This window comes from Ruegeria sp. BE10, assembly GCF_056538905.1.
This window is the reverse complement of record NZ_JBQFTX010000013.1, coordinates 46,558-57,498: the sequence shown is the minus strand read 5'-3', so window position 1 is coordinate 57,498 and position 10,941 is coordinate 46,558. Positions and strand designations below refer to the sequence as shown.

Annotated in this window: 10 protein-coding genes; 5 read left to right on the top strand and 5 right to left on the bottom strand. The window is 61.2% G+C overall.

The genetic code is table 11. The annotated features are described in order from the left end of the window. Both ACR0M2_RS20405 and ACR0M2_RS20400 read left to right on the top strand, forming a co-directional pair. A partial coding sequence (locus tag ACR0M2_RS20405) for a COG4223 family protein (protein WP_480706856.1) occupies nt 1-1,108 on the top strand: 1,108 nt, incomplete at its 5' end. Between the two features lie 10 nt (nt 1,109-1,118). Then, entirely contained in the window at nt 1,119-2,663 is a 1,545-nt protein-coding gene (locus ACR0M2_RS20400; protein WP_480706854.1) for a heme biosynthesis HemY N-terminal domain-containing protein, read from the top strand. Here the strand turns inward: ACR0M2_RS20400 and ACR0M2_RS20395 are convergent. Genes ACR0M2_RS20395 through ACR0M2_RS20385 form a run of 3 tightly spaced genes read right to left on the bottom strand, consistent with a single transcriptional unit; the run spans nt 2,660 to nt 5,752 of the window. Continuing rightward, nucleotides 2,660-3,694: an ABC transporter substrate-binding protein gene (locus ACR0M2_RS20395; protein WP_480706853.1), complete on the bottom strand. Its 1,035-nt coding sequence runs from the start codon at nt 3,692-3,694 to the stop codon at nt 2,660-2,662. The two genes, ACR0M2_RS20400 and ACR0M2_RS20395, sit on opposite strands and share 4 nt — an antisense overlap. Then, nucleotides 3,691-5,088 (bottom strand): sensor histidine kinase N-terminal domain-containing protein, encoded by a 1,398-nt coding sequence (locus ACR0M2_RS20390; RefSeq protein WP_480706852.1) that lies wholly within the window; start codon nt 5,086-5,088, stop codon nt 3,691-3,693. Before ACR0M2_RS20390 ends, ACR0M2_RS20395 begins: the two co-directional genes overlap by 4 nt. Further along, nucleotides 5,081-5,752, bottom strand: coding sequence for a response regulator transcription factor (locus ACR0M2_RS20385; RefSeq protein ID WP_480706850.1), 672 nt, complete (start codon nt 5,750-5,752; stop codon nt 5,081-5,083). The genes ACR0M2_RS20390 and ACR0M2_RS20385 overlap by 8 nt, the downstream gene beginning before the upstream one ends. A gap of 152 nt (nt 5,753-5,904) precedes the next feature. On the opposite strand from ACR0M2_RS20385, the gene ACR0M2_RS20380 reads away from it, so the two are divergent. The 3 genes from ACR0M2_RS20380 to ACR0M2_RS20370 all read left to right on the top strand — a co-directional run bounded on the left by ACR0M2_RS20380 (nt 5,905) and on the right by ACR0M2_RS20370 (nt 8,926). Next, nucleotides 5,905-6,873, top strand: coding sequence for a Bug family tripartite tricarboxylate transporter substrate binding protein (locus tag ACR0M2_RS20380; protein WP_170349510.1), 969 nt, complete (start codon nt 5,905-5,907; stop codon nt 6,871-6,873). A 72-nt stretch (nt 6,874-6,945) separates the two neighbouring features. Next, a complete protein-coding gene (locus ACR0M2_RS20375; RefSeq protein ID WP_170550403.1) occupies nt 6,946-7,377 on the top strand; it encodes a tripartite tricarboxylate transporter TctB family protein in 432 nt (143 codons plus the stop codon). A 10-nt stretch (nt 7,378-7,387) separates the two neighbouring features. Then, nucleotides 7,388-8,926, top strand: coding sequence for a tripartite tricarboxylate transporter permease (locus tag ACR0M2_RS20370; protein ID WP_170349508.1), 1,539 nt, complete (start codon nt 7,388-7,390; stop codon nt 8,924-8,926). Nucleotides 8,927-9,067: 141 nt separating this feature from the next. Here the strand turns inward: ACR0M2_RS20370 and ACR0M2_RS20365 are convergent, their stop codons facing one another. Further along, nucleotides 9,068-9,931 (bottom strand): amidohydrolase family protein, encoded by an 864-nt coding sequence (locus ACR0M2_RS20365; RefSeq protein ID WP_480706848.1) that lies wholly within the window; start codon nt 9,929-9,931, stop codon nt 9,068-9,070. Then, a complete protein-coding gene (locus tag ACR0M2_RS20360) occupies nt 9,928-10,926 on the bottom strand; it encodes an ester cyclase (RefSeq protein ID WP_425081202.1) in 999 nt (332 codons plus the stop codon). The genes ACR0M2_RS20365 and ACR0M2_RS20360 overlap by 4 nt, the downstream gene beginning before the upstream one ends. Nucleotides 10,927-10,941 lie beyond the last annotated feature (15 nt).

Genomic DNA, 10,941 nt, shown 5'->3' with positions numbered 1-10,941 from the left:
AGCCGAAGCCGAAGCCGAAGCCGAAGCCGAAGCCGAAGCCGAAGCCGAAGCCGAAGCCGAAGCCGAAGCCGAAGCCGAAGCCGAAGCCGAAATGGCCGTGGAACCGACCCACGCTGAGCCTGCTGCGCACAAAGAAGAAAAGCGAGGCGGCTTTGTCCCGGCCCTGATCGGTGGTGCAATCGCCGCGGCGATTGGCTTTGCCGCTGGCAGCGCGGGCATGTTCAATTCGGGCCAGTCTGACGCGCTGACAGCCCTTGAATCGAAGTTGAGCGACCAGGCCAGCCAGATTGAAGCGCTGACGAAATCCCTATCCGAATCCCAGTCCGGCAGTTCGGACGTAGACAGCAAGATCGCGGCCCTGACTGATCAGGTCACGCCGCTCAGTTCGGATCTGGCGGCGTTGAAAACCAGCCTGGATGGGCTGGCTGGCAAGGTTGACCCCTTGGCCAGCCGTCTGAACGATCTGGAAAGCGGCGCCCTGACGCAAGGCGCCTCGCCCGAGGTCTCGGCCGCCTTTGAGGCCGAACTGAAGAAACTGCAGGACTCGTTGACCGCGCAGCGGGCTGAGGTCGAGAAAATGGTCTCGGATGCACAAGCGCTTGAGGCGCAGGCCGCGGTCAAGGCACAGGCCGCGACCAATGTCGCGGTTCTGTCTCAGGTGCATGGGCAGTTGGAGGCGGGCCAGCCTTATAACGACCTGGTAGACCAATTGACGGCAGGTGGCGTGAACGTGCCAGAGGCCCTGTCAACACCGTCCTCGGAAGGCGTTGCAACTCTTGCTGCCTTGCGCGAGTCCTTTGTGCCCGCAGCCCGTACTGCGCTGGCCGATGCACGTGATGCCGACAAGACAACCGGGCTGGTCGCCTTTCTGCAACGGCAGACCGGCGCGCGATCGGTGACGCCGCAAGAGGGTGACGACCCGGACGCGGTCCTGTCACGGGCACAGGCCGCTCTGTCCGAAGGGGATATCGCCACCGCGCTGAGCGAGCTTAAATCTCTGCCCAACACGGCACAGGCCGCATTGGCCGATTGGGAACAGGCGGCCCAGACACGTGTGGCTGCCGTGGACGCCGCAAATGCGCTGCAATCCAGCGTAAACTCGAACTGAAGGACCTGCCATGCTGTGGTCATTGTTAAAGATCCTTGTTTTTGTAGCGATTATCGGCCTGCTGGCCATGGGCGCCATGTTCCTGATGGAAACCAGTGGTGGCGTGCAGATCACCGTTGCGGGCACCGAATTTACATTGGGGCCATTGCAATCGGTGATCGCGCTGGGCGTGCTTGTGGTGGCCATCTGGGTGATCTTCAAGCTGCTGACCCTGCTGATCGCAACACTGCATTTCCTCAACGGCGACGAAACTGCCCTGTCGCGCTATTTCGACCGCAGCCGCGAAAAGCGCGGGTATCAGGCGCTGGCGGATGGCCTGATGGCGTTGGCCTCGGGTGAGGGGCGCGTGGCGATGAACAAGGCCGCCAAGGCCGAGAAACTGCTGAACAAGCCGGAACTGACCAATCTACTGGTGGCACAGGCTGCCGAGATGAATGGCGATACGAAAAAGGCGTCAGAGACCTACAAGAAACTAGTCACCAATAACGCCACCCGCTTTGTCGGTGTGCGCGGCATCATGAAGCAGAAACTGGCCGAGGGTGATGATGACACAGCCCGAAAGCTTGCTGAAAAGGCGTTGGCGATCAAACCGCGTCACGCTGAAACCCAAGATATTTTGCTGGGCCTGCAGACCAAATCTCAGGACTGGGCCGGTGCGCGCTCGACCCTGACCGCCAAGCTGAAGGCTGGTCACTTGCCGCGCGACGTGTTCAAGCGCCGCGATGCGGTGCTGGCTTTGTCCGAGGCCAAGGACATTCTGGATGACAGCGCCACGGTCGAACAACAGGAACACGCGATCGAGGCCAACCGCCTGTCGCCTGATCTTGTGCCGGCCGCCGCGATGGCAGCGCGCGCCTATATTGAAAAGGGCAAGCCGCGTGCTGCGACCAAAATCCTGAAAAAGGCTTGGGAGGTGCAGCCGCATCCCGATCTGGCCCATGCTTTTGCCGAGATTGCACCGGATGAAACCCCTGCGGCGCGGATTACCCGCTTTGTCGCCCTGACCCGTATCCACCCCGAGGACCTGGAGACCCGCCTGATCCTGGCTGAGTTGAACATCGTCGCCGAGGACTTCCCTGAAGCCCGCCGCGCGCTGGGCGATGTGGTGGAAAAACAGGCCGATGCGCGGGCCTATACCCTGATGGCAGCGATAGAACGGGGCGAAGGGTCCTCGGACGCTGTTGTGCAAGGCTGGCTGGCCAAGGCGCTGAACGCGCCGCGCGGGCCGCAATGGGTCTGCGACAATTGCCACGACATCCAGCCCGAATGGGGACCGGTGTGCCAGAACTGCGGCAGCTTTGACACGCTCAGTTGGCAGACCCCGCAAACGCCTGAGATCGCCACGGCCACTGGTGTGCATATGCTGCCGCTGATCGTCGGCGCGCTGGAGGACAAAGTCGAGCCGGAACCCGAGCCCGAAGCCGAGCCGGAAGAGGACGTGGTCGAAGAGGCCGAGGCCCCCGAGATCATCGAGATGGAGGCGGAACCGGTCCGGCCCGATATCGAACCGGCGGTCAATGCCGAGGGAGAGCCGGTGGTCGAGAAACAGGCCTAGCGCGCGGTTTCCACGTCAAAGGCGTCGTTCCACAGTTTGAACAGCTCTGCCCGGCGGTTCTGGTCCCGTGCGACCAGCAGCGCCGGGGACAGCGCGATAAAGCGGCGTGCGCTGGGGGTCAGGCCGGTCTCGGTCGCGTCCATAGGGGCCACAAGGCCGGAAGCCGCCAGCAGGTTCTGCGCCTCGGGTGACAGCAGGAAATCCAGAAACCCGGTTGCGGCGTCCTTGTTGCGGGCCTGCGCCGGGATCATGAGCGCGCGGGACAGGACCAGCGTGTAATCCTCGGGCAGGATCACGCCCACGCCGGGCGCATCGGCATTGGCCACATAAGATCCCAGAACGTTGTAGGCGATCAGGAACCGCCCCTCGGCCACGTCGCGGATGATCTCGGACGAACAGCAGGTGGCCACGGCGTCGATGCGGGCGAAGCCTTCGATCAGGGAACCAAAGGTCGTGGCCTCAAGACTGTCACCATAGGCGAAGAGATACCCCAGACCCGAGGCGGCAATGTCATAGGTCGCCACCCGGCCCCGCAGCAGATCGGGTTGCGTGCGCATCGCGTCCAGCAGGGCAAAGCGGTTGCGGGGGATGTGCTGATCTTCCAGCAACTCCTTGTTATAGGCGATGACGGCAGGTTCGGTGGTGATGCCCCACAGCTCATCCCGCCAGCGCCGTGCGTCCGGCAGGGCCTCGGTTCGGGACGAACGATAGCGGTGGGCACAGGCGGAATTAACCAGCCATACCATCTGCTGAATGGCCGAAGAAAACACCACATCAGCGGGGGTCTTACCGCCCTTGCAGACGGTACGGCTGTGTTGGAACAGCGCGTTCGAACCCCATTGTTCGTAGGTGATCACCAGGTCGGGGTTCTGGTCGGCAAACCGCTCAAGAACCGGGGCGATGATGGCGATATCTGTGGTCGAACGGATCAGCATAGGGTCGGCTCCGTCACCGAAGCTGGCTGTGGCCTCCTGCGCGCATGCAAGGCCGGGCAGGGCAAACAGAAGGCAGGTCATCAAAGCGCGGATCATTCCACCCCCCTTGAGGTCGTGGCAGGAAAGCTGAGTGCGGCGCGAAAGCCAATGTTGTCGCGGGTCATTTCAACCTTGCCGTCAAACGCCTCGGCTGTCGATTTCACGATGGACAGTCCCAGCCCGCTGCTGTCCTCGCCCGAGCCGGTGGTGCGATTGAACCGATCACCGATTTGTTCGGCGACAGGGGTGGCCGGGCCAGCCCCATGATCGCGCACCCACAATACGGCACGGCCACTTTCTTGCGCAGCCCCGATGCTGACCGGAGGTTGCCCGTGCCGCAGCGCGTTGCCCAACAGGTTTTTGGCAGCTTCGGCCAGAGAAAAGGCATCGGCATTTACCAGAACGGGATTTTCTCCGATCTCCAGCCGCACTTCGACCCCGGGGGCGACAAGCTCATGATCGCTTTGTTCCAGCACGTCCAATGCCACCTCGCGCAGATCAACGGGAAGGCGCGGGGCACTGTCGATGCGGTGGATCACCATGGCACGGGACAGCAGTTGGTCCAGCAAAGTGCCCAGCGATCGCGTGCGGCCCAGTAGCCGGTCTAATGCCCGTTTGCGGGCGGGGGGGTCGGGATCATCCTGCGCAATTTCCGCCTGAACCCGGATCGCCGCCACCGGCGTGCGTAGCTGATGCGCCGTGTCGGCAATCAGGTTGCGCATGGTGTCCACCTGCCGGTCCAGCCGTCCCATAAAGCGGTTCATCGCGTTCAGCATCACCTGCAGTTCGCGCGGCAGGCCGTCGCTGGCCATAGGGGTCAGATCGTGAGGATCGCGGCGGGTCAGATCCTCGGACAGGGCCTCAAGCGGGCGCAGGGCGGATCGGGTGACAATCCATGACATCGCCAGCAACAGAACGCCCGCCACCGCCATCGGCAGCAAGGCGTCGCGCATCAGGCCAACGGTCATCATCTGACGCGCGCGCAAGGTCTGCCCGACCAGTATTTCCACCTCGCCCGAAAACTCGCGTTCGGCAAACAGGCGGGCCAGGCGGACAAAGCGCGCAGGTTCTCCGTTCAGATCGGCGGCGAAATAGATCGGAGCAGCACCAGGCTGTTGCGGTATGTCGATCACCGTGTCGCGATCCAACCCGGTGATAAAAGGGCCATCTGGTACTTGAACCGCATAGAAAATCCGATCTTCAGGGGCCTGCGCCAGCAGTTGAAAGGCGGAAACCGGCAGGTCTACGACGGGTACGCCGTCCTGAATCCGCACGGACTCGGCGATGTCGCTGGCGGCGCCAAGCAAAAGCCGGTCATAAGCCTGCCGCGCCGCCAATCTGCCATTGGCCCAGATCGACAAAGCGACAAGGCAGCCGCCTAGTATCAAAATCAGCATCACCGCGCTGAGAACACGGGCAGTCAGGCTGTGGGGCAGGTGCAGCTTAGCCATCCAGACCGATCCGGTATCCGACACCACGCCGGGTGGTGATGCTGACCGTACTGCCGGTGAACTTTTTGCGCAGGCGGGCGATATACAGCTCAATCGCGTTTTCGCCGACATCGGCATCCTCGAACCCGTAAAGCGAATCGTACAGCCGGGTTTTCGACAGGAATTGCCCCTCATGCCGGATCAGTGCGTCCAGCACAGCGGCCTCGCGCGCGGTCAGGTTCAGGCGTTTGCCCTCCAGCGCGGCGCTGCGGTCCTTGGGGGCATAGATCAGCGGGCCCAGCGTGATCTGCTCGGATTTTCGGTCGGCGTCGCGACGAACCAGGGCGCGCAACCGGGCCTCAAGCTCACGCTGGTCGAAGGGCTTGCCCAGATAGTCGTCGGCCCCCTTGTCCAGCGCGGCGATCCGATCTTCGACCGAGGTCAGCGCGGTCAGCATCAGCACAGGGATACGGTCACCTGTCGCGCGGATCTTACTTAGGAAATTCAACCCGGACCCATCGGGCAGATTGATATCCAGCAACATGGCGTCATAGGTTTGGACTGCACGAAAATCACCGGCGGCTTCGACGGTTGTGGCCAGATCACATACCACACCGGACCGGGCCAGATGGGCTATCACACCTTCGGCCAGATCTTCGGCATCTTCGATCATCAATACGCGCATGACCCCTCCCCAAGGCGAACGCCTGAACCCTGACAGGTTCGTGACAGCATTATTCGGTAAACAGATTCAACCTGCAAGGACGGGCCTTGTGTCCTGCGGGGATCGGTTTCGGCTGCACGCGCAGTCCAAAAAGACCAGAGGAGGAGACACGAATGAAACTGTTTGGAACCAGTGGCGCGATTGCGGCTGCTGTCTTTGCCCTGTCCGGCGTAGCGGCTAGCGCGCAGGAATGTATCGCCCCGGCCAACCCCGGTGGCGGATGGGATTTCACCTGTCGTCAGGTGGGTAAATCGCTGCAGGATCTGGGCCTGATCGACCAGACCATGCAAGTGGTGAACCTTGCCGGTGGTGGCGGCGGCGTTGCTTTTGCCGAGGTGGTGAACAAGCGCGGCGAGGATAATGAGCTGATCGTGGCGGCCAGTGCGGCCACTGCCACCCGTCTGGCGCAGGGGGCTTACCCCGGCAATACCATGGATCAGGTGCGGTGGCTGGCGGCCATCGGCGCGGATTACGGAGTGATTGCCGTTGCGGCAGATAGCCCGGTCAACACGCTGCCTGAATTGCTGGACCAGATCAAAGCCGACCCAACCGCCGTGTCGGTTGCGGGTGGCTCGGCCGTGGGTGGTTGGGATCACCTGAAGGTTCTGATCGCAGCCAATGCATATGGCATCGACGATGTGCGCTCGGTCAAATACATCGCCTTTGACGGCGGTGGTGAGGCCGTGACCCAGCTGCTGGCCGGGTCGGTTCAGGCCTTTACCGGCGATATCTCCGAGGCCAAGGGTTTCGTAGACTCGGGCGACATCAAGGTGATCGCGGTGCTGGCACCCGAACGTCTGCCCGGCGAATTCGCCGATTTCCCGACCGCCAAGGAACAGGGCATTGACGCGATCGGCGCCAACTGGCGTGGCTTCTATGCCCCGGGTGGCATGACCGATGACGCCTATGGAGACTGGGTCGGCAAGATCGGTGATCTCTACGCTTCGGATGAATGGAAAGAGGTGATGGCCGCCAACGGTCTGGCACCGCTGGACCTGCAAGGCGCAGATTTCCAGAACTTCGTGGCTGAATCCGTGGGTCAGATCCAGACCATCTCGAAAGAGATCGGGATTATCAAATAACACCACTCACTGTGATCCGGGCACCTGGCTGTGCCCGGATCCAATCATTTACCCGAACTATAGGAGACACCGATGAGTGACCGTATCTTCGGGGTCGTCGGACTGCTACTTGCCATCGGATTTGCCTTTTCCGCACTGGCGATCGAGGAAAGCTTTCTGTCTGACGCCGTCGGGCCCAAGGCCTTCCCGCTGATCATTGCTGCCATTCTGGGCCTGTCGAGCATCGTCATCGCTCTGCGCCCTGATGTCGAACCCGAATGGCCCGCGCTGGGCCGTCTGGTTGAGATCGGCGCTGCCGTGGTCATGATGATCCTTTACGCCGAATTGCTGCCCGTTGTGGGATTTGTCATCGCCACCGCCTTTGCCGCCGCCTATCTGGCCTGGCGTCTGGGGTCCGGGCCGCTGGAAAGCGTGTTGGTTGGCGTCGGCACATCCATAGGTATCTACGTTATTTTCCATCTGGTTCTGGGCCTGTCACTGGCCCGCGGCCCGCTGGGCTTCTGAGGAGAGGGGCATGGAAACATTAGCATCCCTTGGGGACGGTTTCGCCATCGCGCTGACATGGCAGAACCTGATGCTGGCCCTGCTGGGCTGTTTTCTGGGTACAATCATGGGTGCGTTGCCTGGTCTGGGCCCGTCCAATGGTGTGGCCATTCTGATCCCGCTGGCGTTCACGCTAGGTCTGGGGGCGACACCCTCGCTGATCCTGCTGACCAGCGTCTATTACGGTGCAATGTATGGGGGACGGATTTCATCCATTCTTTTGAATATCCCCGGGGATGAGCCTGCGATGATGACCTGTCTGGACGGGCATCCGATGGCCAAAAAAGGGTTCGCAGGTGAGGCACTGTCGCTGTCCGGCATCGCGTCGTTTGTTGGGGCGTTTCTGGCCACTTGGGGCCTGATCTTTCTGGCACCGCAGCTGGTGAAGATCGCGCTGTTGTTTGGACCGGCGGAATATTTCGCCCTGTTCGCGCTGGCCTTTATGACGTTGGGCGGCGTGTCGTCGACCAATCAGGCGAAATCGGCATTTGCCGCCGCATTGGGACTTGGGCTGGCAACCATTGGTGTCGACACACAAACCGGCGTGCCCCGGTTCACCTTTGGCGAGGTGCATCTGTATGACGGGTTGGATTTTCTAGTCGCCATCGTCGGCTTGTTCGCCTTGTCCGAAGTGTTCATCTTTCTTGAACACCGCCACGGCGGATCGGATGCCGAAGGGCGCAAGCTGAATATCGGCCGGCTTTACCCGCCGATGTCGATGGTCAGGAAATGCACACCAACCATGCTGCGCACCTCTTTCCTGGGCTTTATAGCCGGGGTTTTACCGGGCGCAGGCGCTTCGTTGGGCTCGTTCATTTCCTATTCGATGGAAAAGCGGCTGGTCGACAAGGAAAACACCTTTGGCACCGGTGATCCGCGCGGTGTGGCGGCACCCGAGGCTGGGAACAACGCCGCTGCCGGGGGTGCTCTGGTACCAATGCTGGCGCTGGGCGTACCGGGTTCGGGAACCACGGCCGTGTTGTTGGCGGTCCTGCTGGCGCTGAACATCACGCCGGGGCCGCTGCTGTTCACGCAGAACCCGGATGTGGTCTGGGGTTTGATCGCGGCGCTGTTCATCGCGAACTTTATGCTGCTGGCGATGAATATCCCGATGGTGGGCCTGTTCACGCGGGTTCTGATGGTGCCGTCGCGCATCCTGATGCCCGTCGTGGCGATGGTCAGTTTTGTGGGTATCTATGGCATTTCGGGCTCCAGCTTTGATCTGCTGGTGATGATCGGGTTCGGTGTCATGGGGTGGGTTCTGCGCAAGCTGGACGTACCGCTGGTGCCGGTTATCTTGGGCACGCTTTTGGGCAACTCGATGGAAAACAACCTGCGTCGTGCGGTGACCATCGACAACGGCAACTGGTGGACCCTGATCGACAGCCCGCTGTCCATCGCGCTGTGGACCATTGCCATCATCGGCTTTGTTCTGCCCCTGATCGTGGGCGCACGGGTCAAAGCCAAGATGCACCAGCGCCGCGATGAAGAAGGCGCGATCAGCGATTGATGGATCAGGCGTCGCCGATCACGTGTAGGCGGCGCCGTCCCAGGGTCTTTCGATTTGGTGATTCGCCTGAATTGTAGTTTCGGATGCCGAGCTGAGGCGTCGTTGGAACACATATGCAGCCGGTTTTCTGACCCTGATTGCTTAGATGCGATAGAACTGGCGCGCTGTGCCTCCGAAGACAAGATCGTGGTCTTGCTCGGGAACCAGCGCGCCGTGCCTTTCAACCAAAACCGCATAGGTGGAAGACAGGCTGTCGACCGGGAAATTCGACCCGAACATGCACCGATGGGGCCCGAATTGGGTCAGGCATGTGTCCACGATGGGCCGCACGCGGTCGGCGCTCCAGTTGTGATCGAACATGCCAAGACCGGACAGTTTGCATGTCACCTGCGGCAGCGCCGAGAGGTGATGCAGCGCTTGCGCCCACCGTTGCAACCCTTGTTCCGACCGGTCATGGGGTGACCCTGCATGGCACAGCGCCACCCGCGTCGCAGGGGCCCGCGCCAGAACGGCGGCGGTCTGCTCCATCAATTCAGGAAGCAACTGCAGATCAAATGACAGTCCGAGGTCGCCCAGTTGTTTCAACCCGTCCAGAAACGTTGGATTGTCCAGCAGGTCGTTTGTGCCCGACAGTTGATCCTCGCCCGGTGCGCGGCCGATGATCTGACGCACCCCACGCACAGAGGGCAGGGATTGCAAACGATCCAGTTGCGCGGTTACGTCCTGTGCAGTCAGATCACAAAAGGCAACCTGGACCAGTGGCCAATCGGGATTTTGATCGGCAACAGACTGGACCCATTGCGCCTCGGCCCAGGGATCGGCCGCACCTACCTGGATATGGACCGAGGCGGAAAATCCTTGAGCGTCAGCTCGGAACTCGGGCAGCAGATAGTTCCGCTGAATGGGGCTGGGGTCACCGAAGAATCGCACCGCGCCCTTTTCCATCAACCACGGATAATGCACCGCGGTCAGGTCCCACAGATGGTGATGCGCATCAATCCTCATGGTGTTTCAATCCCGGTTGTGCGGGCCAATATATCGACGCCTTGTTGTTTCCAGAAATGCAATAGATCGATGAAGATCCAGTTCTCGGCCAGCTTGTCACCCGCGCGGCGATAGATGTCGATCACCCGAAACTCAGCCGCCTTTCCGGTGGCGGGCATCCCCATGAAACCGCCCGTGGGCACGGCGGTGAAATTGGGCCAGCCGAAAAAGCCGCCATAGTGCCCCTCGGCCATGCGGCAGATGTGTTGGGTCTTGGAGCGTTCGGTGAAGGCCGCGCGAAACGGGCCGGAATGCTGCTGCGCGTAACGCGCGATTGTGTAGGTGGCACCGATCCCTTCGGGCCCCCACCAGATCATGTTCTCGTGCCAGGTTTGCGCCAGCTCATCCGTCAGGGACAAGCCGCTGTCCCACTGCCCAAGGTCCGAGATCATGGCGTTGATGACCTCCAGCGTCTTGTGACCTTCGTCGGCGGGCTGATCTTCGGTCAGAATGCCGTCATGTGTCATTGGTCCGGGCTGCACCAGATGCGCTGCGGTCTGTGGCGGAAAGGGGTTCTGACCGGCCTGAACCATCAGGTGCGGAATGTCGAAATACATTGCCGTTTCGGAAATCTTGCCATCCACAACATTGTGAAATTCGCAATACCGCAGAAGGGCCATCTTGCCAGTGGGGCGGATGCCCAGCCATGGCGCGTCGAACAGACCCATGAGGTGCCCCATCGACACCACCCAGACGCCCCCTTCGGTCAAAGAATTTCGGCCCGCGAAAAAGATATCCTGTCGGCGTTGTAGATGGGTCAGACTGTGTTTCAGCGGCTGCCAGAACCTGCGCGCCACCGCGTCAGGGCCTGCGATTTCGTCGAACGGGTGAAATCCGCGCCACACCAGATTCGGTGCGCAATATTGCTTTGTGACGGTGGCCAACTCATCCCCATTAGCGCGGCTAAGCGCGTCATGGAAGGACAGGATCAGCTTTTTTTCAGTTTGAAAACTCACGGTGCTTTCCGTTCT